The sequence below is a fragment of the Mycobacterium colombiense genome (assembly GCF_001953985.1).
GTDB lineage: Bacteria > Actinomycetota > Actinomycetes > Mycobacteriales > Mycobacteriaceae > Mycobacterium > Mycobacterium colombiense_B.
In genome coordinates, this window is record NZ_MBEI01000079.1 from 82,919 (window position 1) to 108,461 (window position 25,543).

The window sequence follows — 25,543 nt, forward strand, 5'->3', positions numbered from 1 at the left end:
CTTCCGTGATGGCACGGTTGCGCGGCCGGCCCTCCGAGCGACGGCTGGCGTTTCTTCTCGTCGCGCCGGCCGCGATCCTGATGGTGGCGGTGACGGCGTATCCGATCGGCTACGCCGTGTGGTTGAGCCTGCAGCGCAACAACCTTGCCGTGCCCAATGACACCGCGTTCGTCGGCCTGAACAACTACGTGACCATCCTGACCGACCGCTATTGGTGGACCGCGCTGGCGGTGACGCTGGGCATCACGGTGGTCTCGGTGACCCTGGAATTCGTGCTGGGCCTGGCGCTGGCGCTGGTGATGCACCGCACCCTGGTCGGCAAGGGTCTGGTGCGCACCGCGGTGCTGATCCCGTACGGCATCGTCACCGTCGTCGCTGCGTACAGCTGGTATTACGCGTGGACGCCGGGCACCGGGTATCTGGCCAACCTGCTGTCGCACGGCAGTGCACCGCTGACCGAACAGGTCCCGTCGCTGGCGATTGTCGTCCTCGCCGAGGTGTGGAAGACCACGCCGTTCATGTCGCTGCTGTTGCTGGCCGGTTTGGCGCTGGTGCCCGAGGATCTGCTCAAAGCCGCCCAGGTCGACGGCGCGGGACCGTGGCGGCGGCTGACCGGAGTGACCCTGCCGATCATCAAGCCCGCGGTGGTGGTCGCCTTGCTGTTCCGGACGCTGGACGCGTTTCGCATCTTCGACAACATCTACGTGATCACCAACGGCGCCAACAACACCGGTTCGGTGTCGATGCTGGGCTACGACAACCTGTTCAAGGGCTTCAACGTCGGGCTCGGCTCGGCGATCAGCGTGCTGATCTTCGTCTGTGTCGGTCTGATCGCGCTGCTGTTCATCAAGGCGTTCGGCGCGGCGGCGCCCGGGGGTGACGTCGATGGCCGCTAACGGGGCGGGGCTGTCGACGGGCGCGCGGCGCACCGCGATCTGGGCCGTCATCGACACCCTGGTGGTGGTGTATGCCCTTCTTCCGGTGCTGTGGATCTTCAGTCTGTCGCTGAAGCCGAGCTCAACGATCAAGGACGGCAAGCTGATTCCGTCGTCGATATCCTTCGACAACTATCGCGGCATCTTTCACGGTGACTTCTTCAGTTCGGCGCTGATCAACTCCGTCGGGGTCGGGTTGATCACCACCGTGATCGCGGTGGTGCTCGGGGCGATGGCGGCGTACGCCATTGCCCGCCTGGACTTTCCGGGCAAGCGGCTGCTGGTCGGAACCACCCTGCTGATCACCATGTTTCCCGCGATCTCGCTGGTGACGCCGCTGTTCAACATCGAACGATTCATCGGCTTGTTCGACACCTGGCCCGGCCTGATCCTGCCCTACATCACCTTCGCGCTGCCGCTGGCGATCTACACGCTGTCGGCGTTCTTCCGGGAGATCCCTTGGGATCTGGAGAAGGCGGCGAAAATGGACGGCGCGACGCCGGCCCAGGCTTTCCGCAAGGTGATCGTGCCGCTGGCGGCCCCCGGGGTGGTGACCGCGGCGATCCTGGTGTTCATCTTCGCCTGGAACGATCTGCTGCTGGCGCTGACGCTGACCGCCACCAAAGCGGCCATCACCGCGCCGGTGGCGATCGTGAACTTCAGCGGCAGTTCCCAGTTCGAGGAGCCGACCGGCTCGATCGCGGCCGGCGCCGTCGTGATCACCGTCCCCATCATCGTTTTTGTTTTAATCTTCCAACGACGAATCGTCGCCGGGTTGACCTCCGGCGCGGTGAAGGGATAACTCGATGGCCGAGATCGTGCTGGACCATGTCAGCAAGAGTTACCCCGACGGCGCGACGGCGGTGCACGACCTGACCCTCACCATCGCCGACGGCGAATTCCTGATCCTGGTGGGCCCTTCGGGCTGCGGCAAGACCACGACGCTGAACATGATCGCCGGGCTCGAGGACATCTCGTCCGGCGAACTGCGCATCGGCGGCGAACGGGTGAACGACAAGGCGCCCAAAGACCGTGACATCGCAATGGTGTTCCAGTCGTATGCGCTGTACCCGCACATGACGGTGCGGCAGAACATCGCCTTTCCGCTGACGCTGGCCAAGATGAAGAAGCCCGAGATCGCCCAGAAGGTCGAGGAAACGGCGAAAACCCTTGACCTGACCGAACTTCTGGACCGCAAACCATCGCAGCTGTCGGGCGGGCAGCGGCAGCGGGTGGCGATGGGTCGCGCCATCGTGCGCCATCCCAAGGCGTTTCTGATGGACGAGCCGCTGTCGAACCTGGACGCGAAGCTGCGGGTGCAGATGCGCGGTGAGATCGCCCGGCTGCAGAAGCGACTGGGCACCACGACGGTCTACGTCACCCACGATCAGACCGAGGCCATGACGCTGGGCGACCGCGTGGTGGTGATGCATTCCGGTGTCGCGCAACAGATCGGCACCCCCGACGAGCTCTACGATCAGCCGGCCAACCTGTTCGTCGCCGGCTTCATCGGCTCGCCGGCCATGAACTTCTTCCCGGCCACGCCGACGCCCGGTGGGCTCAAGCTGCCGTTCGGTGAGGTGATGTTGACGCCGGAGGTCCAAGAGGTGATCGGGCAGCATCCGGTGCCCGCGAACGTCATCGTCGGTGTGCGGCCCGAGCATCTGTCCGACGCCTCGCTGATCGACGGCTACCAGCGCATCAGGGCGCTGACGTTCGAGGTGAAGGTCGACCTGGTCGAATCGCTGGGCGCGGACAAGTACGTCTACTTCTCCACCGCGGCGTGGGCCGCCCACTCAACCCAGTTGGACGAGCTGGCCGCGGAGTCTGACGCCCACGAAAACCAGTTCGTGGCAAGGGTTCCCGCCGAATCAAAGGCGGCCATCGGGCAGTCGATCGAGCTGGCGTTCGACACCAGCAAGCTGGTGGTCTTCGATGCCGACTCGGGAGCGAACCTCACCATCGCGCCGTCGGGGACACCGTGACACAGGATCAGGTGCGGGCGCATCTGCGGGCTCACTTCACCGACCCCGAGCCCGATGCGGCGAGCGTGACCTTTCTGGGCACCGAGACCATCGAGGTGCTGCGTTTCCGCGAGCCGGACGGCACGGTGTACTACGTCACGCTGGGCTGCTCGCGCCACCCGATGACCGAACCGACGCTGGATCTGGCCGACCCGGTGCGCGGTCCGCGCGCCGAGGTCGTGCTGCGGCTGCGCGATCCCGGCACGGTCTCCGGCATCGCGCGCAGCCTGGCGATCCTGGCGGCCGCGCCTGCCGTCGACGGTGTGGTGCTGTGCGCCGACGCGCTGGTGGACCTCGGCTCGCCGCTGTGGGCGTCCCCGTCGTCGCGGGTGCCGTTCACCGCTGTCCTGTTGGGCCGCAGCGGGATTGACGATCTGGCGCTGGACCCGCCCCGCGACCCGGTGCAGTTCCTGTCGGCCACGCCCATCACCGCGACCGAAGCCGCGTGGGTGCGGCTCAAGGGCGCCGAGGCGATGCGTCAGGCGTGGGACAACGACGGCGTCGACGTGCTGGATCCGAATCGCCCTGCCGCACAGCCCCGTTGACGCCCGCTAAAGCCAGTTGTTGCGCCGGAACTGAAAGTAGAGGCCCACGCACGAGACGACCATCAGGGCCATGATTCCCGGGTATCCCCACGTCCAGTCCAGCTCGGGCATGAAATGGAAGTTCATCCCGTAGATGGCGGCGACCATGGTGGGCACCGCCAAGATACCGGCCCAGGCCGCCATCTTGCGCATGTCGTTGTTCTGCTGCATCCCGACGCGGGCCAGTGCCGCCTGGATCAGCGAGTTGAGCATGTCGTCGTAGCTGGCGATCTGGTCGGCGGCCTCGGAGTGGTGGTCGGCCACGTCGCGCAGATAGCGCCGCACCTCTTTGGAGATCACGTCCTTGTTGTCCATCTGGATGCGATGGAACGCGGCCGACAGCGGGTTGACGCAGCGGCGCAGTTCGACCACCTCTCGCTTGAGCAGGTAGATCGGCTCGACGTCGATCTTGCTGCCGGGGGCGAACGCCAGCCCCTCGATGCTGTCGATGTCGGACAGCATCAAACCGCTCACCTCGAGGTAGTGGTCCACCACATGGTCGGCAATCGCGTGCATCACCGCGAAGGGGCCCAACTGCATCTGCTCGGGGTCGCCGTCCATCCGCTTGCGCACGTCGGACAGCCCGCCGTGTTCGCCGTGGCGGACCGTGACCACGAAATCCTTGCCGACGAAGACCATGATCTCGCCGGTCTCGACGATCTCGCGGGCCAGCACCACCGATTCGTGGGGCACGTAGTTTACGGTCTTGAGGACCAGGAACAAGGTGTCGTCGTAGCGCTCGACCTTGGGCCGCTGGTGGGCGCACACCGCGTCTTCCACGGCCAGCGGGTGCAGCCCGAACACGTCGGCCACTTCCTGCATCTCGGACTGGCTCGGTTCGCGTAAGCCGACCCAGACGAAGCCGTCGTGCCCCAGCGTCTCGATCTCGCGCACTTTATCCAGTGCGGCCGCGTAGCCGAGTTTGCCGGGCAACCGGTGGCCGTCGGCGTAGACGGCGCAGTCGACCAGCGTCTCCTTGGGCGGCTCGGGGGCCGGGCTGGGCTTGGGGTGCGGTTCGTGCGCGAGCGGCCGAAGCGCTTCGGGCAATGCGTCGAATCCTTGGAACACATCCACCTCCTATCAAGCGCAAATCCGCTCCGGGCGGTGGTCCATGGTACGCGTCCCGGCTGTTCGAAGCGCGACGATCAGGTGTCGGGAAAGCCCTGGTAGCGGACCGGGGATCGGCGGCGGAGAAGAGTGCGCTAGTTTCGAGCCGAACCCGGAATCTGCACGAACATCTCCACAAGGAGTAAATCGACGTGAGCGCAAGTCCTCTCAAGGTCGCCGTCACCGGCGCCGCCGGCCAGATCGGCTACAGCCTGTTGTTCCGCCTGGCGAGTGGCTCGCTGCTGGGCCCCGACCGCCCGATCGAGCTGCGTCTCCTGGAGATCGAACCCGCGCTCAAGGCGCTCGAGGGCGTCGTGATGGAGCTGGACGACTGCGCGTTCCCGTTGCTGTCCGGCGTCGAGATCGGCGCGGACGCGAACAAGATCTTCGACGGCGTGAACCTGGCGCTGCTGGTCGGCGCGCGGCCGCGCGGGCCGGGCATGGAGCGCAGCGACCTGCTGGAGGCCAACGGCGCGATCTTCACCGCGCAGGGCAAGGCGCTCAACTCCGTCGCCGCCGACGACGTCCGCATCGGCGTGACCGGCAACCCGGCCAACACCAACGCGCTGATCGCGCTGAGCAACGCCCCCGACATCCCCAAGGAGCGGTTCTCCGCGCTGACCCGCCTGGACCACAACCGGGCGATCTCGCAGCTGGCCCAGAAGACCGGCGCCAAGGTCACCGACATCAAGAAGATGACGATCTGGGGCAACCACTCGGCCACCCAGTACCCCGACATCTTCCACGCCGAGGTGGGTGGCAAGAACGCCGCCGAGGTGGTCAACGACCAGAACTGGATCGAGAACGACTTCATCCCGACCGTCGCCAAGCGCGGTGCGGCGATCATCGACGCGCGCGGCGCCTCCTCGGCCGCCTCGGCCGCGTCGGCCACCGTGGATGCTGCCCGTTCCTGGCTGCTGGGCAGCCCGGACGGTGACTGGGTGTCGATGGCGGTCTACTCCGACGGCTCCTACGGGGTGCCCGAGGGCATCGTGTCGTCGTTCCCGGTGACCACCAAGGACGGCAACTGGTCGATCGTGCAGGGGCTGGAGATCGACGAGTTCTCCCGCGGCCGGATCGACAAGACCACCGCCGAGCTGGTCGACGAGCGCGCCGCCGTCACGGAGCTCAAGCTGATCTAGCGGCGATCGCGAGCCCCGCGGGCGCCCCTGGATCGGCAGTGAGACCACCTCACCAATTAGGGCTACTAACGGGTAGTCAGTACCCTGAAGCGCGTGTCCGAATTGCTTGAATCGATACAGACGAATGCCGAGCAGGGCGTGATCACCGACGCCGAGATCTTCGAGGCACACGTAGGCGGCAAGCTTTCCGTAGGCCTGACCTCCCCGCTGGACACCCAGCGCGCTCTGTCCATCGCCTACACCCCCGGCGTGGCACAGGTCAGCCGGGCGATCGCCGCCGACCACGCCCAGGCGGCCCGCTACACGTGGGCGAACCGGCTGGTGGCCGTGGTCAGCGACGGCAGTGCGGTACTGGGCCTGGGCGACATCGGGCCCGCGGCGTCGCTTCCGGTCATGGAAGGCAAGTGCGCGCTGTTTCAGGCCTACGGCGGGCTGAACGCCATCCCGATCGTGCTGGACACCAAGGATCCCGACGAGATCGTGGAAACCCTGGTGCGGCTGCGCCCGACGTTCGGCGCCGTCAACCTCGAGGACATCTCGGCGCCGCGCTGCTTCGAGATCGAGCGTCGCCTCATCGAGGCGTTGGACTGCCCGGTGATGCACGACGACCAGCACGGCACGGCGATCGTGGTGCTGGCCGCACTCATGGGTGCCAGCAAGGTCCTCGGCCGCGACATGGCCTCGCTGAAGGTGGTGGTGTCCGGGGCCGGTGCGGCCGGCATCGCGTGCACCAATCTCCTTATGGTGATGGGTGTTTCGGATATCACCGTGCTCGACTCGCGCGGGATTCTGCACACCGGTCGCGACGACATGAATGACGTCAAGGTGGCTCTGGCGCAGCGCACCAACCCCACCGACCTGACCGGCAGCCTGGCGGAGGCCGTTCGGGGCGCCGACGTGTTCCTGGGGCTCTCGGGTGGCGTGGTCCCCGAAGAGATGATCGCCACCATGGCACCCAACGGCATCGTGTTCGCGCTGTCCAACCCCGATCCGGAGATCCACCCGCAGATCGCGGCCAAATACGCCGCGGTGGTGGCCACCGGCCGTAGCGATTTCCCGAATCAGATCAACAACGTGCTCGCCTTCCCCGGGGTGTTCCGCGGTGCGCTGGAAGCCGGTGCGCGCCGGATCACCGAAAAGATGATGGTCGCGGCGGCCGAGGCGATCTTCTCCGTCGTCAGCGACGACCTCGCTCTCGACCGGATCGTCCCCAGCCCCCTGGACACCCGGGTCGGGGAAGCGGTCGCCACGGCGGTCGCGCTGGCCACCGAAGCGTCGGACACTTCCGTCGCCGGGGGGTGAGAATCGGCAGGCTGGCGGTGTCGCTGCTCGCCGCCGCACTGACCGTCGCCGGTTGCGCGACCGATACCGGCGACCGTCGTGCCCGTGCCGAGGTGGTGGTCGGATCCCGGCCTGACGCCGATTCGGCCCTGCTGGCCGGCGTGTACGTCGCCGCCCTGCGGTCCTACGGGTTCGGCGCGCGCGCCGCGACCGCGGCCGACCCGAAGCCGCAATTGGATTCCGGCGCATTCACCGTCGTGCCCGCGTTCACCGGCCGAACGTTGCAAGCCCTGCAGCCCGGCGCGACGGCGATGTCGGACAAAGACGTTTACCGCGCGATGATCGCCGCGCTGCCCGAGGGCGTCGTCGCGGGCGACTACACGACGGCCGCCGAGGACAAGCCCGTGTTGCTGGTGAGCCGGCCCACCGCCAAGGCGTGGGGCGGCAGCGATGTCAGTGCCGACTTGAGCACGCTGCCCAAGCACTGCGACGGCCTCGTCGTCGGGTCCGTCGCCGGGCACCAGGAGCCGTCGACGGTCGGGTCTTGCCGGCTTCCCGCGCCACGCGAATTCCCGGACGGTGCAACGATGTTCGCCGCGATTCGGGCCGGGCAACTGACCGCGGGGTGGACCACCACCACGGATCCCGGCACCCCCGGGGACCTGGTCGCGCTGGCCGACGGCAAGCCCGCATTGATCCGCGCCGAGAACGTGGCGCCGCTGTATCGCCGCAACGCGCTCAGCGATCGGCAGTTGCTGGCAATCAACGAAGTGGCCGGCGTGCTGGACACCGCGGCCCTGGTCGATATGCGGCGCCAGGTTGCCAGCGGCGCCGACCCGCAGGCGGTGGCGGGCGGTTGGCTGGCCGAGCATCCCCTCGGCCGCTAGACCGGGTCCGGGCTGACGGGTCAGGACTGACGTGCCCCGGCCCTCTTTCGCGCGTATCCACGCGCTCATCGACCGGGTCAGCGCTTCGGCAGCAACCGGGTGACGAAGTCCTTGACGCGGCTCATCACGGGCCCGCCCAGCAGTCGGTCGTAGTTCGGCCCGGCGACCCGCACCAACAGGTCCATCGCCTTGACGTCGGGACCGACCAGGACCCGGGGCTGGTTCTTGCGCACGCCGTCGAGGATCAACTGCGCGGCTCGCTGCGGGGTGGTCTTGGCCTGCTGCTCCTCGAACAGGCTGGCCAGCTCGGCATGGTCGAGTCCCTCGACGCCGGTCGCGTTGCGGGCGAAGGCGGTTTTGATGCCGCCCGGGTGGACCGTCGTCACCCGCACCGGGTGACCGGCGCGGGCCATCTCCTGATGCAGCGCCTCGGTGAATCCCCGGACGGCGAACTTGGCCGCGACGTATGCCGCCTGGCCGGGCGCGGAGAACAGGCCGAGCGCGCTCGAGATGTTGATGACGTGGCCGTCGCCGGAGGCGATCAGGTGCGGCAGGAACGCCTTGGTGCCGTTGACGACACCCCAGTAGTCGACGTCGATCACCCGCTCGATGTCCTTGAACCGGCTGTCCTCGATGGATCCGATGAACGTGATGCCGGCGTTGTTGTAGATCTGATTGACCTTGCCGAAGTGCACATTCACCGCGTCGGCGTAGGCCAGGAAGGCCTCGCGCTCGGTGACGTCGAGCCGATCGGACTTGAACGCCGCGCCGATCGCCGTCAGCTGTTCGGCGGTCTGCGCCAGCCCGGCGGTGTCGACATCGCTGATGGCCACCTTGGCACCCGCCCGGCCCAGCTCGACCGCCAGCGCCTGGCCGATGCCCGAACCCGCGCCGGTGACGACGGCGACCTTGCCGGCGAACGTATCCATGCAAAACTCCCTCGTGCGGGTGACCGCTTGACGCTAATCGTTACCAGCGATGCCGGCTACAGCAGTGCGAAATCGTGAATCGGCGACGCTGAGATTCACTGCTTGGGCAGCAGCCGGCCCATCACAGGCCCGAAGAGCTGTTGGTAATACGGGCCCGCCACCCGCACCATCACGTCCAGAAGTTTGGCATCCGTGCCGACCAGGACCCGGGCCTTCTTCTTGCGCACCGCGTCCAGGATGATCTGGGCGGCGCGTTGCGGGCTGGTCCTGGCGAGCCGCTTGTCGAACAGCTTGGCGAGTTGTTCGGGGTCGAGCCCCTCGGCGGCGGTGGCGTTGCGCGCGATGGCGGTCTTGATGCCACCGGGGTGCACCGTCGTCACCGCCACGGGGTGGCCGGCCGCCCCCATCTCCTGCCGCAGCGCCTCGGTGAACCCGCGCACGGCGAACTTGGCCGCGTTGTAGGCCGCCTGCCCGGGCACCGAGAACAGCCCGAACACGCTGGACACGTTGACGACGTGCCCGTCGCCGGAGGCGATCAGGTGCGGCAGGAACGCCTTGGTGCCGTTGACGACGCCCCAGAAGTCGACGTCCATCACCCGTTCGATGTCCTTGAACTGGCTGATTTCGACGTCGCCGGTGAAGGCGATGCCGGCGTTGTTGTAGATCTGGTTGACCTTGCCGAAGTGCTCCTTGACGCCGTCGGCGTAGGCCAGGAACGCCTCGCGCTCGGTCACGTCGAGCCGATCGGACTTGAACGACGCGCCGATCGCCTTCAGTTGTTCCTCGGTGTGGGCCAGGCCCTCGAGGTCGACGTCGCTGATGGCCACCTTTGCGCCCGAGCGGGCCAACTCCACGGCCAGCGCCTGCCCGATACCCGAACCCGCGCCCGTCACCACCGCGACCTTGCCGGCGAACCCTTGCATGAGCACCCTTCCTTATCGGCACGTTTTGCGTCGAGGCTAGCCGGTACCAGCGGTCCCTGATACCCGTGGGTCGCAGAACCCTGCCCGGCTCAGTCCCCGTCGCCGGTCAGGCGAAGGCCGTGTCGATGATCTCCTGCTGCTCGACGGCGTGCACCTTCGACGAGCCCGACGACGGGGCCGACATCGCCCGGCGCGAGATCCGCTTGATCCCGGTCAGCTTGTCGGGCAGCAGCTCGGGCAGCTCAAGCCCGAACCGCGGCCACGCACCCTGGTTGGCCGGCTCCTCCTGCACCCAGAAGTACTGGTTGACGTTCGGGTAGCGGTCCAGCGTCTCGCCCAGCCGGCGCTTCGGCAGCGGGGCGAGCTGCTCGATCCGCACGATCGCCACGTCCTCGCGGTTGTCCTTGGCCTTGCGGGCCACCAGCTCGTAGTAGAGCTTGCCGCTGGTCAGCAGGACCCGGGTGACCTTGCTGCGATCACCGATGCCGTCCTCGTAGGTCGGCTCTTCGAGCACCGAGCGGAACTTGATCTCGGTGAAGTCCCGGACGTCGCTGACCGCCGCCTTGTTGCGCAGCATCGATTTCGGCGTGAATACGATCAGCGGCCGCTGCACGCCGTCGAGGGCGTGACGCCGCAACAGGTGGAAGTAGTTGGACGGCGTCGAGGGCATCGCGATCGTCATCGAACCCTCGGCCCACAGCTGCAGGAAGCGCTCGATGCGGGCCGAGGTGTGGTCGGGGCCCTGGCCTTCGTGGCCGTGCGGCAGCAGCAGCACGACGTTGGACAGCTGGCCCCACTTGGCCTCACCGGAACTGATGAACTCGTCGATGATCGACTGCGCGCCGTTGACGAAGTCCCCGAACTGCGCCTCCCACAGCACCAGGGCGTCCGGGTTGCCCACCGTGTAGCCGTACTCGAAGCCGACGGCGGCGAACTCCGACAGCGGCGAGTCGTACACCAGGAACTTGCCGCCGGTGCGGGTGCCGTCGGCGTTCACCGTCAACAGCTGCAGCGGCGTGAACTCTTCGCCGGTGTTGCGGTCGATGATCACCGAGTGCCGCTGGGAGAAGGTGCCGCGCTTGGTGTCCTGGCCCGACAGCCGCACCAGCTTGCCCTCGGCCACCAGCGAGCCCAGCGCCAGCAGCTCGCCGAAGGCCCAGTCGACCTTGCCCTCGTAGGCCATCTCGCGACGCTTCTCCAGCACCGGCTGCACCCGCGGGTGCGCGGTGAAGCCGTCCGGAGTCGCCAGGAACGCGTCGCCGATGCGGGCCAGCAGCGCCTTGTCCACCGCGGTGGCCAGGCCCGCCGGCAGCATCTGGTCGGCCTCGACCGATTCGCTCGGCAGCGCGCCGTGTTTCTCCAGCTCGCGGACCTCGTTGAACACCCGCTCCAGCTGGCCCTGGTAGTCGCGCAGCGCGTCCTCGGCTTCCTTCATCGAGATGTCGCCGCGGCCGATCAGGGCTTCGGTGTAGCTCTTGCGGACCCCGCGCTTGATGTCGACGACGTCGTACATCGCGGGGTTGGTCATCGACGGGTCGTCGCCCTCGTTGTGCCCGCGCTTGCGGTAGCACAGCATGTCGATGACGACGTCCTTCTTGAACTCCTGCCGGAAGTCGACGGCCAGCTTGGCCACCCACGCGCACGCCTCCGGGTCGTCGCCGTTGACGTGGAAGATCGGTGCCCCGATCATCTTCGCGACGTCGGTGCAGTACTCGCTGGAGCGCGAATACTCCGGCGCGGTGGTGAAACCGATCTGGTTGTTGGCGATGATGTGAATGGTGCCGCCGACCCGGTACCCGGGCAGGTGGGTCATGTTCAGGGTTTCGGCGACCACGCCCTGACCGGCGAACGCGGCGTCGCCGTGCAGCATCATCGGCACCACCGAGAAGGCCTTCTCATCCCCGTGGTCTTCGGCGCCGTGGTCCAGCAGGTCCTGCTTGGCCCGCACCAGACCTTCGAGCACCGGGTCGACGGCCTCCAGGTGCGACGGGTTGGCGGTCAGCGACACCTGAATGTCGTTGTCGCCGAACATCTGTAGATATACGCCGGTGGCGCCCAGGTGATACTTGACGTCACCGGAACCGTGCGCCTGCGCCGGGTTGAGGTTGCCCTCGAACTCGCTGAAGATCTGCGAGTACGGCTTGCCGACGATGTTGGCCAGCACGTTGAGCCGGCCGCGGTGCGGCATCCCGATGACCACCTCGTCGAGCCCGTGCTCGGCGCACTGATCGATCGCCGCGTCCATCATCGGGATGATGCTTTCCGCGCCTTCCAGTGAAAATCGTTTCTGGCCAACGTATTTGGTCTGCAGGAAGGTTTCGAAGGCCTCGGCCGCATTCAACTTGCTCAGGATGAACTTCTGCTCGGCCACCGTCGGTTTGACGTGCTTGGTCTCGACGCGCTGCTGCAGCCATTCCTGTTGCGACGGTTCGAGAATGTGGGTGTACTCCACACCGATGTGGCGGCAGTAGGCGTCGCGCAGCAGGCCCAGCACGTCGCGCAGTTTCTTGTACTCGCTCCCGGCGAATCCGTTGACTTTGAACACCCGGTCGAGGTCCCACAGCGTCAGGCCGTGGTTGAGAATCTCGAGGTCGGGGTGGCTGCGGAACCGGCTGCCGTCCAGCCGCAGCGGGTCGATGTCGGCCATCAGGTGACCGCGGTTGCGGTAGGCCGCAATCAACTCCATCACCCGGGCGTTCTTGTCGACGATCGAGTCCGGGTTGTCGGTGCTCCAGCGCACCGGCAGGTACGGGTTGCCCAGCTCGCGGAAGATCTCGTCCCAGAAGTCGTCCGACAGCAGCATCTCGTGGATGGTGCGCAGGAAGTCGCCGGACTCCGCGCCCTGGATGATGCGGTGGTCGTAGGTGGAGGTCAGCGTGATCAGCTTGCCGATGCCCAGCTCGGCGATGCGTTCCTCGCTGGCGCCCTGGAACTCCGCGGGGTATTCCATGGCGCCGACACCGATGATGGCGCCCTGGCCGTTCATCAGCCGCGGCACCGAGTGCACGGTGCCGATCGTGCCCGGGTTGGTCAGCGAAATGGTCACGCCCGCAAAGTCTTCGGCGGTCAGCTTGCCGTCGCGGGCGCGTCGCACAATGTCTTCGTAGGCGGTGACGAACTGCGCGAAGCGCATGGTTTCGCAGCCCTTGATCCCGGCGACCACCAGGGAACGCTTGCCGTCCTTGCCCTGCAGGTCGATCGCCAGGCCGAGGTTGGTGTGCGCCGGCGTGACCGCGGTCGGCTTGCCGTCGACCTCGGCGTAGTGCCGATTCATGTTCGGGAACTTCTTGATCGCCTGCACCAGCGCGTAGCCGAGCAGGTGGGTGAACGAGATCTTGCCGCCGCGGGTGCGCTTGAGCTGGTTGTTGATGACGATCCGGTTGTCGATCATCAGCTTGGCCGGGACGGCGCGGACGCTGGTCGCCGTCGGTACGTCCAGCGACGCCGACATGTTCTTGACGACGGCCGCCGCGGCGCCGCGCAGCGTCTGTAGCTCGTCGCCTTCCGCCGGCGGGGGAGTGGGGGCTTTGGCCGGCCGCGGCGCGACCCCGTTGCCGGCGGCCGGCGGACCGTCAGCGCTGGTCGGGGCGGCCGGCGCGGGCTCGCCGGCGGGCTCGGGGTTGTAGTCGACCAGGAACTCGTGCCAGCTCGGATCGACTGACGAGGGGTCGTCGCGGAACTTGCGGTACATCTCCTCGACCAGCCATTCGTTCTGCCCGAATGGTGAACTTATGTTGCTCACGACCGCAGTTCGCCTCAATCCTTCTGTTCCGCAAGCGCATTCCCGTGGCGCCTGCACCCTTGTCGGCCCCGGGGGACCGAACACCTCACACCCAGGGCGGTACCCATTGTTCCGCCCTATAAAGGCTAACCTTTCGCCGCCGATCCGCCAGGTTGACCGGGGGGCATGAGGACGGCCGCGGGTTGGGCTAGCCGGCTTCGTGGATCGGGCGCACCAGATGCAGCGCACGGGGCCAGCGCACCGGCGGGGCGCCGAACGCCCTGTTGGCGTTGCGGATCATCTTCTTGCCGGCGAGATAGTTGCCGACGGCGCCCACCACGACCCCGATTCCGACCGGCAGCAGTTTGCCGAACAGCAGCGCGCCGCGCCGCACGGTGTACTTGCGGACCGCCGACTTGAGCAGCCGCGAGTTCAGCTTCGACATCGACGACAGCGGCAGGGCGGCCAGGCTCTCGGAGATCCAGCCGCCGTTGGTGCGGCGCGGGCCGATCAACTGGGCGACGGCGTGCTCGCTGTTGTCACCGGCGAGGACCGCCAGCACCAGCGCGCGGCGCCGTTCCCGGTGATCGGCCGGAATGTCGTAGACCACCGCCGTCGCCAGCACGAAGAACGCGGTGGCCTCCAAGAATGTCACCGTTTCCGCGGCCGCCGCGGACAGGGCGCTGATCGTGCCGATGCCGGGAACGGTCGCGGCGGCCCCCACGGCAACGCCGCCGGCCGTCACGATGGCCAGGTATCGCTTCTGCAGCTTGGCCATGATCTCGGCCGGGCCGCCATTGGGGTGCGCGTTGCGCAGGCGGGTCACATAGGCCTCGGCGGCCGGGCCCTGTATCCACGAGCTCCGCTCGATGACCTGCGCCAACGCTCGCGCGGACATCTTGGGTCGACCGCTCTTGGCGGGCGGCTGCTGTCCAGCGTTGGACATGGTGAAGAACCCGTTCGGCGACCTTTTCCGTCGAGCCCGCATATTTCTCTCCTGCAGATGGCGTTCCCCCAGGCTAACGCGCCGGCGACGAATACTGCCGCGTTATGCGCCCTGACCGGGTCCTTGGCTGCCGGCCTATTGCCTCACCGGGAATAATCAGGCTGGATGTCAGCGACGGTCCGTGCCGTTCGTCGGTCTTCAGGCTGCTTTCCGCGCCGCGCGCGTGGTGTATCAGCCGCGTGGGTTGGGCCGGTCGACCAGCCGGGCCGATACGGCTGAACAGCGTCGTCGGGAGCGAAACGAGGTGGGGTGGATGACCACGCCTACGCCCCGCACGCCCGGGGGAACGGGGCGCGCGGGATCGGGGCCGGCCCGGGCCGCCAACCGCTGGGACTTTTTCACCCGGAGCTCGCCGCAGTCGCAGAATCCCTGGAACCCGCTCTGGGCGATGATGATCGGCTTCTTCATGATCATGGTCGACTCGACCATCGTCGCGATCGCCAACCCGACCATCATGGCTAGCCTGCGCATCGGCTACGACACCGTGGTCTGGGTGACCAGCGCCTACCTGCTGGGGTATGCGGTCGTGTTGCTGGTGGCCGGGCGCCTGGGCGACCGGTTCGGTCCCAAGAACCTGTACCTGTTCGGCCTGGTCGTGTTCACCGCCTCCTCGGTGTGGTGCGGGCTGGCCGGCAGCGCCGCGATGCTGATCGCCGCGCGCGTCGTGCAGGGCGTCGGCGCGGGGCTGCTCACCCCGCAGACCCTGTCGACGATCACCCGGATCTTCCCGTCGGAGCGGCGCGGCGTCGCGGTGAGCCTGTGGGGTGCCACCGCCGGTGTGGCCAGCCTGGTGGGCCCGCTGGCCGGCGGCGTCCTGGTCGACGGGCTGGGCTGGCAGTGGATCTTCTTCGTCAACGTCCCCATCGGCGTCATCGGGCTGGCGTTGGCGTACTGGCTGATTCCGGTGCTGCCCACCCAGTCGCACCGCTTCGACCTGATCGGGGTCGCGCTGTCCGGCATCGGCATCTTTTTGATCGTGTTCGGGCTGCAGCAGGGGGAGGCCGCGCACTGGCAACCCTGGATCTGGGCGTTGATCGTCGCCGGCGTCGGGTTCATGACGGCCTTCGCGTTCTGGCAGGCGCTGAACGCCCACGAGCCGCTGATTCCGTTGATCATCTTCGGCGATCGCGACTTCAGCCTGTGCAACATCGGGGTCGCCATCATCTCGTTCACCGCGACGGCCATGATGCTGCCGCTGACGTTCTACGCGCAGGCCGTGTGCGGGCTGTCGCCGACGCGCTCGGCCCTGCTGATCGCGCCGATGGCCATCGCCAACGGTGTCTTCGCGCCGTTGGTCGGCAAGATCGTCGACAAATACCACCCGCAACCGGTGCTCGGCTTCGGCTTCTCCGTGCTGGCGATCGCGCTGACCTGGCTCACCTTCGAGATGTCGCCGACGACACCGATCTGGCGGCTGGCGTTGCCGTTCTTCGTGATGGGTGTCGGGATGGCGTTCGTGTGGTCGCCGCTGACCGCGACCGCGACGCGTAACCTGCCCCCGCACCTGGCGGGCGCGGGCTCCGCGGTCTACAACTCCGTGCGCCAACTCGGCGCGGTCCTCGGCAGCGCCGCCATGGCGGCGTTCATGACGTGGCGCATCAGCGCCGAGATGCCGCGGCAGCCGTCCGGGGACGCCGCCGGCGAGGACGCGCTCGCCCTGCAATTGCCCGGGTTCCTGCGCGAGCCGTTCGCTGCCGCGATGTCGCAGTCGGTGCTGTTGCCGGCGTTCATCACGTTGTTCGGGATCATCGCCGCACTGTTTCTGGTGGGCACCGTGCCCTGGGCGGGCACGGGCGATGGCCGGGGCGGCGACGATCCGGACCCCGACGATGACCTCGTCGACGACGACTATGACGACGATGAGTACGTGGAATTCGTCCTGGTGCGCGAGCCCGAGTTCCAGCGGGGCAGCGATCCCGAGCCGCCCCGGCAGCCAGTCGAACGCCCGCGCCCCGCATCCACCGGAGTGCCGCGGCGCGGCCCGGCCGCGCAGGCTCAACCAATCGGCTATGCCCACAACGGGTCTCACGTGGACGGCGGCAAACGCCTTCGCCAGGTGGCGGTTCGGCGTCCGCCCAGATCCATGCCGCCCGGTGATCGGCCCACCCGGCCACCGCGCCGCCACCACAACGGATCGGCGGGCCTGCACTTCACCGACGGTGAATCGCCGCGGGGTTTCCATCACCGCTCCGATCCGGATGACGACCCCACCGGTTCGGGCCGGCACTCGTCAACCGGTTAGCGGCCAATTTGCGTCAGTGCGCAACTGTGGCACAAAAGCCGTGTGCAGCAGCGCTTTACCAATCGATATCGCAACCGATGTTCTCGGCTGCCGTCAACCATTGTCGTAGTGTTGGTACGGTCAGGGGTGAAGTGCGGGTCGCGCGCAACCTGGCGCTACGAACCCCTCGCCTACAACAGCATTAGGCTCCGGCGGGTCGCGCGAGGAATAGCGTGACCACGGGCTATCGTGGCGCCGTGCGTGATCGGTGCGGGTGCAGTGCGACACCGTCTCCCTCGCGCCGTGATGTCCTCAAATATGCTGCGGCGGCGCCGATTATGCTCAGTTTGGGCACCGCCGCATCAGGTCTGGTCCAGCCCCTGAGGGCGGCAGCTGACAACACGTCCTTGGTTTCGGCGGTCGAAGCGCCCGGGCAGGACCTCAATATCATCAGTCGGGCCGGGTGGGGCGCCGATGAGTCGATTCGCCGCCGAGCACCGATGTACGACAACGGAATCAAGGCAGCCGTCGTGCACCACACCGCCGGTGTAAACGAATACGCGCAGCAGGATTCGGCGGCAACTGTGCGATCGATCTACGACTATCACACCCGCACTCTGGGCTGGCCGGACATCGCCTACAACGCGCTGGTCGACAAGTACGGTCAGATATTCGAGGGCCGATTCGGCGGGATGACCAGACCGGTTCTGGGCACCCACACTGGCGGGTTCAACCGCAACACATGGGCGGTGTGCATGATCGGCGACTTCGACGCGGTGGTCCCCACGCCGGTTCAGCTGCGCACCGTGGGGCGCCTGCTGGGGTGGCGTCTGGCACTGGATGGCGTCGACCCGCAGGGAAGCGTCGCGTTGACATCGGAAGGGGGCCCCTACACCCGTTTCCCTCAGGGCACCACCGTGGGCTTGCCGTGCATTTTCGCTCACCGCGACGTCGGCGATACCGATTGCCCCGGCAACCTTGGATTCCCGTTGATGAACCAGATTCGCGACATTGCTGCGCGGTTCAACAAGCGCCCCAGCGCCGATGATCTGGCGCAGTCGATGCAAGGTAGTGCCATCTATGACCGGTGGCAGGCGATGGGCGGCATGAAAAGCGCCCTGGGGGCGCCACAGTCGTCGGAATCGACCGGGGCGGGAGCCACGCGCTACGTCATCTTCGAAAAGGGGGCGATGTACTGGTCGCCGACCACCGGGGCGCAGCCCGTCACCTCCACCATCTACGCCGCGTGGGGCACCCTGGGCTACGAACATAGCTCGCTGGGGCTGCCGACCAGCGCCGAAATCCAGGAGCCGGAGTGGGTCGTCCAGAATTTTCAACATGGCACCCTGAACATTGAGCGTCGGAGCCGGACGGTCGTGGCCGTGATCAACGGTGTCGCTGCCGTCGTACCGCCGCCGTCAGCCGACGGCCCGCCCGTGCAGGTTGAGCGGTTTTCACCGATGCGCAACCGAGTTTGACGCGGAGGCTCCGCGGGCCACATTCATCGCTGTTGGAACACTTTTCGCGTCGCGGTCAGGCCGGTGATCGCAGATCGGGCTGCGTGAGCGCCAGGAAGGCGCCCAGGTCGATCAGGCCCGCCGGTGTCGCGGGCAGATACTCCGTCAGCGACGGCGAGCGCACGATCACGGCCGCGTACTGGGCCCGGCTCACCGCGACGTTGAGCCGATTCCTGTTGAGCAGGAAGGAGATTCCGCGCGGCACCACGTCCATGGACGACACCGTCATCGAGACGAACACCACCGGCGCCTGTCCGCCCTGGAACTTGTCGACCGTCCCGACCCGCACCCCGTCGAGCTTCGCCGCGCCCAACCGGCGGCGCAGCAGCGCCACCTGGGCGTTGTAGGGCGCCAGCACCAGCACGTCGGCGGCGGTCAGCGCCCGGGTGCCGTGTTCGTCGGTCCACGACACGCCGAGCAGCCGGTTGATCTCGGCGGCGATCGCGTCGGCCTCCTCGGGGCTCTCGGTCGAATTGCCCTGGTGCTCAACCGAAAGCAGCCGAACGCCTGGCTGATACCCGTCGAGGTGGCGGGCGGCGGTGCAGTCGTGGGAATGCAGTCTGTCCTCGTAGGACAGCGCCGATACCGCGCCGCAGACCGCCGGATGCATGCGGTACGACAGGTCCAGGAAGTAGCCGCGCTCGTCCGGTAGGGTGCGCTGACCGTCGACCAGCCATTCCAGCGCGGACGTGTCCACCGGCTCCGGATGGGTGCCCTGGCTGACTTGCGGCAACTGCTGGGGGTCCCCGAGCAGCAGCAGGTTGGCGGCGGCCGGGGCCACGGCAATCGTGTTGGCCAAACAGAATTGGCCGGCTTCGTCGATCACCAGCAGATCCAGGCTTCCCGGCGGTATCCGGTTGGCATTGGCGAAATCCCATGCCGTTCCGCCGATCACACATCCCGGCGTGTCGGAGAGGAATGCGGCGTAGGCGCCACCGTCGATCTCTTGCCAGCGCGGGGCCCGGTGGTCGTTGCGCTTCTTCGCGATTCGTTGCGGATCCAGGCCGGCGTCGATCACGCAATCCAGCACGTTCTCCACGGTGGCGTGCGACTGAGCGACCACGCCGACGCGCCAGGCGTGTTTGGTGACCAGGTCGTGGATCACCCGGGCGGCGGTGTGCGTCTTGCCGGTGCCGGGCGGGCCGTGCACCGCCAGGTACGACGAGTCCAGATCCAGTAGCGCCGCGGTGATGTCGGCGACGGTGTCGTCGCTACGGGGTGGGGGGGCGGCACTGCGCGTGCGGGGCGCGCGGCGCAACAGCACGTCGACCATGGCGCTGTCGGGGAGTTGCGGCAATCCGGCGGCCACCGCCGCGGCGGTCGCCTCGATCGAGTCCCGCAGGGCCGTCGTCGGGATGGGCGGGCCGGGCGTCAGCGCGAACGGCACCTGGTGAAAGGTGTTGCCGTCGCTGCCAACTCGTTCGAGAACGATCACTTCGCTGGGCACGGCCGGATCGTCGGCCTCGACGACCGAGGCCCGCCCGGCCGCCCGCCGGTCCGGGCTGTCGGTCATGCCGGGCGGCGCCGGCGGGTGGTAGAGCGCAAAGACGTCGCTCTTCAAGTCGCCGCGGGCCAGCTCGCCGCGCAGCTGCACCCGCCGCTGCGGTTTGCGCGCGCGGGGAGGCGTGTGCCAGTCGACGCTCACCGACGCGTGCTCGGCGACGAACACATCGGTGTTGTCCGACCACTCCTCGATGGGGAAGTTCAGCCGGTCGAAATGCGCCCACCAGAACGGTTTGTCCTCGCGCCGGTGGTAGCCGCGCGCCGCGGCCAGCAGCGCCACCGCCGTCTGCTGCGCGGTGCGGTCGTCGACGCCGGAGGTTCCGGTGAACGCCGCCAATGTCACCGCCAGCTGGTCGCGGTCGTCGACGGTGTTGCCGTCGGGCACCGGCTGGGCGCCGATCGGTACCACACCGGATTCGTAGGCGCGCAACGTCAGCCAGTTCCGCAGTTCCTGAGTCGACCGGCAGTCGTAGTGGTTGTAGTCCTCGATCTCCTTGAGCACCGATGCGGCCTCGTCGCCGCGGCCGTCCGCCTGAAGTTCGCAGTACCGCGCATAGGAGGTGATCGAACCGGTGGCCGTGGTCACGTCGCCCGCGCGTAGTTGAGCCCCCATGTAGAGCGGCTCAAGCGCCTTGAGGCTGAACGACTCCGCGCCCACGCGAATGCTCCTGCGCACCAACGGATAAAGGTCGACCAGCGTACCGCTGCGGAGCAGTTCGTCAACCTCGTCCTCGCCCACCCCGTAGCGCCCCGCGAGCCGCAACAACGCGGTCTTCTCGTAGGGCGCGTAATGGTAGATGTGCATGTTGGGGCGGCGCTTGCGGCGCTTGGCCACCAGCGATAGAAAGTCGATCAGCGCCTTGCGTTCGTCGGCCCGGTTGTGCGCCCACAGCGGGCGGAACTTGCCCGTCGGGCCGGCCTCCAGAACACCGAACAGGTACTCCAGGCCCCACTCGCGCCCATCGGTGGTCCACAGCGGGTCGCCTTCGAAGTCGAAGAACAGGTCGCCCGGGTCGGGCTCGGGCAGCAGGGCCAGCGGCTGCGCGTCGATGACCTCGACCTGAGGAACACCGGTTTCGCGTTGCCGGACTTGCAGTTTCGCCTGGATGGTCAGTTTGTTCAGCACGCCGGGCGCCAGGTCGGCCACGGGTCCGCGATGATCGGCCAGCTCGGCGACGGTGCTGATCCCGGCGTCAAAGAGCTTGTCCCGCTGGCTTACTCGCATACCGGCGACCAATAGAACGTCGTCGGCCGCCTGCAGCTGTTCGAGGCACAGCGGGCAGTGAAAGCACGCTGCCACGCCCTCGTCGTCCCAGCGGACCGCGGCGCCGCCCGCGTAGTGCTCATCAAGGAGGCGCTGCAGCCGGGCCCGCTGGGAGCGGTACACCGGGATCAGGTCGCACACGCGGTGCCGCACCGCGGTCCCATCGCCCAACCGCAGCTCGGCCTCCGGTGCGACCGGGATGCCGGACGCGGCCAACGCGTCGGCGTACGCGGCCAGCTGCAGCAGCGCGGTCACCTTGGCCGAGCGGGCCAGTTTGGTGTCGACGACGCGGTACCGCTCGCCGTCGCGCACCAGGAAATCGGCGAAGCCGACGAAGCGGCCGTCGAACATCGCGGCCTGATACACCACGGGCGCGCGGTCGGCGACGGCGCGGCGGGTGGCGGCGGCGGCGGCCGCCAGGCCGGCCGGGGTGTAGGCCGGGCGGCCGATGATCGCGACGTCCTGCCCGAACCGGTCGCGCAGCGAGGCGAGTTCGCGTCGTTCGTGTTCACTACCCAGCTCGGCCGTGCGCGCGAGCAGTTCGTCCTCGACGGTGACGGCGGGCCCGCGCCCCAGCTTGGCGTCGAAGTCCCGCAAGAGCGCGAATTCGCAGCGGGCGGCGGCGGCAAGATCCGATGCGCTGTAAACGATGCTGTCGCCGGAGACCAACACTGGGCCACTGTAGGTCAGCGCTCCGACAGGAGGGCCGTGCCGGGCGGGCGTACCCGGAGATTAGTGGGCCGGGGTGTTGCCGATGAGTTCGACCGTGTTGCCGTTCCAGTGGAATTTGACGTCGGTGTTCAGGCCGTTGATCCCGCCGGGATAGGTCAGCGCCACCGTGTCGCCGGTGGTTTGCGCCGGGTCAACGCCGTTGAATCCGTAGGTGTCGGGCACGCCCTGCGGGATGAACTGGCCGAGGTGGAACAGCACCGCACGGGTGGTCGGGGCGACCGCATTCGTGTTGGCCTTGATGATGATCGCCGAGAGCTGCGCGCACTGGTTGTAGTTGCCGGCCAGCGGTTCGGGGTTCCAGGGCTGCTGGCTGCGCGGGTCGCGGGGCAGCTCGGACACCACCTTGGCAATGGTGGGCGACGCGAGGTTGACCGCGCAGGGATCGGTGGGCGGGGCGTTGCCCGGCGGGGCGGCGGCCGTCGGCGTGGCCGGCGCCGTGATCGACGCGGTCTCCGACGTCCTGGCCTGCGGCGTCTTTGCGACGGTGGAATCGCCCGAACCGCAGCCGCTCAACGTGAAGGCGATGAGAGCGACAGCGGCCGAGCCGGTCAGTGGCTCGGTACGACACGGCAACGACCACACACCGGGCACCGTACCGTCACCGGCTCCCGGGCCGTCGCAGACATGGCCGGGTGTGCTGATGATCACCGCCAGCGCTCAGCGTCCGCTGAGCTCGCGATCACACTGGGCCTTCTGGTGGTGACCCGCAGCGCTCAGCGTCCGCTGAGCTCGCGATCACCACTAGACTCCTTGGACGATGACCCTCTCGGACAGCTCGACTGAAGCTGCCTCTACGACGTTTGCCGACCTGCAGATCAATCCCTCGGTCCTGCGGGCGATCGCCGACGTCGGCTACGAGTCGCCCACCGGCATTCAGGCCGCGACGATCCCGGCGCTGATGGCCGGCTCCGACGTCGTCGGCCTGGCCCAGACCGGCACCGGCAAGACCGCCGCCTTCGCCATCCCGATCCTGTCCAAGATCGACGTCACCAGCACCGCCACCCAGGCGCTGGTGCTCGCCCCGACCCGGGAACTGGCCCTGCAGGTGGCCGAGGCGTTCAGCCGGTACGGGGCCCACCTGCCCAAGATCAACGTGCTGCCGATCTACGGCGGCTCGTCCTACGGCGTCCAGCTGGCCGGGCTGCGCCGCGGCGCCCACGTGGTGGTCGGCACGCCGGGCCGGGTCATCGACCACCTGGAGCGCGGGACGCTCGACCTGTCCCACGTCGACTACCTGGTTCTCGACGAGGCCGACGAGATGCTCACCATGGGCTTCGCCGAAGAAGTCGATCGCATCCTGTCCGAAACCCCGGAATACAAACAGGTGGCGCTGTTCTCCGCGACCATGCCGCCCGCGATCCGCAAAATCACCACCAAGTATCTGCACGACCCGCTCGAGGTCAGCACCAAAGCGAAAACCGCCACCGCCGAGAACATTTCGCAGCGTTACATCCAGGTCGCCGGGCCGCGCAAGATGGACGCGCTGACCCGGGTGCTGGAAGTCGAGCCGTTCGAGGCGATGATCGTCTTCGTCAGGACCAAGCAGGCCACCGAGGAAGTCGCCGAAAGGCTAAGGGCCCGAGGCTTCTCCGCGGCCGCCATCAACGGGGACATCCCGCAGGGCCAGCGCGAACGCACCGTCGCCGCTTTGAAGGACGGCAGCATCGACATCCTGGTCGCCACCGACGTGGCCGCGCGCGGGCTGGACGTGGAGCGGATATCGCACGTCCTGAACTACGACATCCCGCATGACACCGAGTCGTACGTGCACCGGATCGGGCGCACCGGCCGGGCAGGGCGTTCGGGAACCGCGCTGCTGTTCGTCTCCCCGCGGGAGCGTCACCTGCTCAAGGCCATCGAAAAGGCCACCCGCCAAACGCTCACCGAAACCGAATTACCCACCGTCGAGGACGTCAACGCCCAGCGGGTGGCCAAGTTCGCCGACTCCATCACCACCGCGCTCGGTTCCCCCGGAATCGACCTGTTTCGCAAGTTGGTCCAGGACTACGAACGCGACAACGACACCCCGATGGCCGACATCGCCGCCGCGCTGGCCCTGCAGTCCCGCGACGGCGAGGAATTCCTGATGGCGCCCGAACCGCCGCCGGACCGGCGCGAGCGGCGCACCGAACGCCGTGAACGCCCCGAAAGACCAAGGGATGCAAAGCCTTTCGCCACCTATCGCATCGCGGTGGGCAAGCGGCACAAGATCGGCCCGGGCGCGATCGTCGGCGCCATCGCCAACGAGGGAGGGCTGCATCGCAGCGATTTCGGGCACATCGCGATCGGACCGGATTTCTCCCTGGTCGAGTTGCCGGCCAAGTTGCCCAAGTTGACTTTCAAAAGGCTTGAGCACACCCGCATTTCGGGGGTGTTGATCAACCTCCAGCCGGAGCGGTCGTCCGGCAACAAGCCCCGCGGCCGAGACGGTGGGAAGCCGCGCAGGAAACACGGCGGATGACGCTGTCGGAAGAGCAAGACGCCCAGGGCGGGCTCGAGCAGACCTCTCGCGTCGACCGGGTCGCCTCGCTGACCGGGATCCGTGCGGTCGCCGCGCTCCTCGTCATGGGCACCCACGCGGCCTACACCACGGGCAAATACACGCACGGGTATTGGGGCCTGGTCGGTTCCCGGATGGAGATCGGGGTGCCGATCTTCTTCGTGCTCTCCGGTTACCTGTTGTTCCGCCCCTGGGTGAAGTCCGCGTCGAGAAACAGCGCGGCGGCGCCGTCGCTGAGTCGCTATGCGTGGCACCGGGTTCGGCGCATCATGCCCGCCTACGTGATCACCGTGCTGTTCGCCTACGTGCTGTACCACTACCGCGACGCCGGACCGAACCCCGGGCACAGCTGGCTGGGGCTGGCGCGCAACCTGACGCTGACGCAGATCTACTGCAACGGCTACCTGGGCAAGTATCTGCACCAGGGGCTGACCCAGATGTGGAGCCTGGCGGTGGAGGCCGCGTTCTACGTCATCCTGCCGCTGCTGGCCTACCTGCTGCTGGTGGTGATCTGCCGGCGGCAGTGGCAGCCGAAACTGGTGCTGGGCGCCCTGGCGGGGATGGCGTTGATCAGCCCGGCCTGGCTGGTGCTGGTGCACACCGACCATTGGTTTCCGGACGGCGCGCGGCTGTGGCTGCCCACCTATCTGGCCTGGTTCCTCGCCGGAATGATGCTCACCGTGCTGCAGGAGATGGGCGTGCGCGGTTACGGATTCGTGGCCATACCGCTGGCCGTCATCTGCTATTTCATCGTGTCCACGCCCATTGCCGGTGCGCCCACGACCTCCCCGGCGACGCTGAGCGAGGCGTTGTTCAAGACGTGCTTCTATGCCGTCATCGCCGCGCTCGCTGTGGCACCGCTGGCGCTCGGCGACCACGGCTGGTATTCGCGAATCCTGGCCAGCCGCCCGATGGTGTGGCTGGGGGAGATCTCCTACGAGATCTTTTTGATCCACCTGATCACCATGGAATTCGCGATGGACTACATCGTCGGCGCCCGCGTCTATACCGGCTCGATGCTGTACCTGTATGTCGCGACGCTGGTGGTGACGATCCCGCTGGCGTGGCTGCTGCACCGGGTCACCCGCGTCCGGGACTGAGCCGGCCGCCGGTCGGGGCACAGCCGGGCGCCGCAGCGCACCATTCGTAACACCGACCCCGCGAGTCACTCCGCAGGTGGAGAGGCGATTTGCCCGCCTCACAGCGACAACTTCGTTTATGGGCGTGACCTGCGGAAACAGGTTGTCGCTCGGAGGCGGGCACTTCC

18 protein-coding genes are annotated in these 25,543 nt (G+C 67.6%); 11 read left to right on the top strand and 7 right to left on the bottom strand.

Annotated features, from left to right (window positions below; all coding sequences use genetic code 11):
- Positions 1-8 precede the first annotated feature (8 nt).
- The 4 genes from A5732_RS24450 to A5732_RS24465 are packed head-to-tail and all read left to right on the top strand — an operon-like array spanning position 9 to position 3,504.
- A complete protein-coding gene (locus A5732_RS24450) occupies positions 9-896 on the top strand; it encodes a carbohydrate ABC transporter permease (RefSeq protein WP_076103639.1) in 888 nt (295 codons plus the stop codon).
- Positions 886-1,737 carry a carbohydrate ABC transporter permease gene (locus A5732_RS24455; RefSeq protein WP_076103533.1) on the top strand — a complete coding sequence of 284 codons (852 nt, stop codon included), beginning with the start codon at positions 886-888 and terminating at the stop codon, positions 1,735-1,737. Before A5732_RS24450 ends, A5732_RS24455 begins: the two co-directional genes overlap by 11 nt.
- Before the next feature lie 4 nt (positions 1,738-1,741).
- Positions 1,742-2,920 carry an ABC transporter ATP-binding protein gene (locus A5732_RS24460; RefSeq protein WP_076103534.1) on the top strand — a complete coding sequence of 393 codons (1,179 nt, stop codon included), beginning with the start codon at positions 1,742-1,744 and terminating at the stop codon, positions 2,918-2,920.
- Complete coding sequence (locus A5732_RS24465) at positions 2,917-3,504, top strand: suppressor of fused domain protein (RefSeq protein WP_076055412.1); 588 nt, start codon at positions 2,917-2,919, stop codon at positions 3,502-3,504. Before A5732_RS24460 ends, A5732_RS24465 begins: the two co-directional genes overlap by 4 nt.
- A gap of 6 nt (positions 3,505-3,510) precedes the next feature.
- Here the strand turns inward: A5732_RS24465 and corA are convergent, their stop codons facing one another.
- Positions 3,511-4,611, bottom strand: coding sequence for a magnesium/cobalt transporter CorA (gene corA, locus A5732_RS24470; protein WP_064952716.1), 1,101 nt, complete (start codon positions 4,609-4,611; stop codon positions 3,511-3,513).
- Between the two features lie 191 nt (positions 4,612-4,802).
- Between corA and A5732_RS24475 the strand changes: the two genes are divergently transcribed.
- The 3 genes from A5732_RS24475 to A5732_RS24485 all read left to right on the top strand — a co-directional run bounded on the left by A5732_RS24475 (position 4,803) and on the right by A5732_RS24485 (position 7,960).
- Entirely contained in the window at positions 4,803-5,792 is a 990-nt protein-coding gene (locus tag A5732_RS24475) for a malate dehydrogenase (RefSeq protein ID WP_076055410.1), read from the top strand.
- Positions 5,793-5,885: 93 nt separating this feature from the next.
- Positions 5,886-7,094 (top strand): NAD(P)-dependent malic enzyme, encoded by a 1,209-nt coding sequence (locus tag A5732_RS24480; RefSeq protein WP_076055408.1) that lies wholly within the window; start codon positions 5,886-5,888, stop codon positions 7,092-7,094.
- Positions 7,091-7,960, top strand: coding sequence for a glycine betaine ABC transporter substrate-binding protein (locus A5732_RS24485; protein WP_076103535.1), 870 nt, complete (start codon positions 7,091-7,093; stop codon positions 7,958-7,960). The genes A5732_RS24480 and A5732_RS24485 overlap by 4 nt, the downstream gene beginning before the upstream one ends.
- Positions 7,961-8,037: 77 nt before the next feature.
- Here the strand turns inward: A5732_RS24485 and A5732_RS24490 are convergent, their stop codons facing one another.
- The 4 genes from A5732_RS24490 to A5732_RS24505 form a co-directional block, all read right to left on the bottom strand.
- On the bottom strand, positions 8,038-8,889 hold the full coding sequence (locus A5732_RS24490; protein ID WP_076055405.1) for an SDR family NAD(P)-dependent oxidoreductase: 852 nt from the start codon (positions 8,887-8,889) through the stop codon (positions 8,038-8,040).
- A 95-nt stretch (positions 8,890-8,984) separates the two neighbouring features.
- Entirely contained in the window at positions 8,985-9,812 is an 828-nt protein-coding gene (locus tag A5732_RS24495) for an SDR family NAD(P)-dependent oxidoreductase (protein WP_064952702.1), read from the bottom strand.
- Positions 9,813-9,918: 106 nt separating this feature from the next.
- Positions 9,919-13,554, bottom strand: a complete 3,636-nt coding sequence (locus A5732_RS24500) for a multifunctional oxoglutarate decarboxylase/oxoglutarate dehydrogenase thiamine pyrophosphate-binding subunit/dihydrolipoyllysine-residue succinyltransferase subunit (RefSeq protein ID WP_076103536.1) — start codon at positions 13,552-13,554, stop codon at positions 9,919-9,921.
- Between the two features lie 187 nt (positions 13,555-13,741).
- Positions 13,742-14,521 (bottom strand): hypothetical protein, encoded by a 780-nt coding sequence (locus A5732_RS24505; RefSeq protein WP_171975092.1) that lies wholly within the window; start codon positions 14,519-14,521, stop codon positions 13,742-13,744.
- Between the two features lie 271 nt (positions 14,522-14,792).
- Between A5732_RS24505 and A5732_RS24510 the strand changes: the two genes are divergently transcribed.
- Positions 14,793-16,781, top strand: a complete 1,989-nt coding sequence (locus A5732_RS24510) for an MFS transporter (RefSeq protein ID WP_076103538.1) — start codon at positions 14,793-14,795, stop codon at positions 16,779-16,781.
- A 212-nt stretch (positions 16,782-16,993) separates the two neighbouring features.
- On the top strand, positions 16,994-18,238 hold the full coding sequence (locus tag A5732_RS24515; protein WP_139334554.1) for an N-acetylmuramoyl-L-alanine amidase: 1,245 nt from the start codon (positions 16,994-16,996) through the stop codon (positions 18,236-18,238).
- A gap of 55 nt (positions 18,239-18,293) precedes the next feature.
- Here the strand turns inward: A5732_RS24515 and A5732_RS24520 are convergent, their stop codons facing one another.
- Both A5732_RS24520 and A5732_RS24525 read right to left on the bottom strand, forming a co-directional pair.
- Positions 18,294-21,716: a TM0106 family RecB-like putative nuclease gene (locus A5732_RS24520; RefSeq protein ID WP_076103539.1), complete on the bottom strand. Its 3,423-nt coding sequence runs from the start codon at positions 21,714-21,716 to the stop codon at positions 18,294-18,296.
- A 60-nt stretch (positions 21,717-21,776) separates the two neighbouring features.
- Positions 21,777-22,367: an LppP/LprE family lipoprotein gene (locus tag A5732_RS24525; protein ID WP_064952151.1), complete on the bottom strand. Its 591-nt coding sequence runs from the start codon at positions 22,365-22,367 to the stop codon at positions 21,777-21,779.
- Between the two features lie 166 nt (positions 22,368-22,533).
- On the opposite strand from A5732_RS24525, the gene A5732_RS24530 reads away from it, so the two are divergent.
- Positions 22,534-24,237, top strand: coding sequence for a DEAD/DEAH box helicase (locus A5732_RS24530; RefSeq protein WP_076103540.1), 1,704 nt, complete (start codon positions 22,534-22,536; stop codon positions 24,235-24,237).
- The gene (locus tag A5732_RS24535; RefSeq protein WP_076103541.1) at positions 24,234-25,376 is read left to right on the top strand and encodes an acyltransferase family protein; all 1,143 of its coding nucleotides are present in this window, start codon (positions 24,234-24,236) and stop codon (positions 25,374-25,376) included. Before A5732_RS24530 ends, A5732_RS24535 begins: the two co-directional genes overlap by 4 nt.
- Positions 25,377-25,543 lie beyond the last annotated feature (167 nt).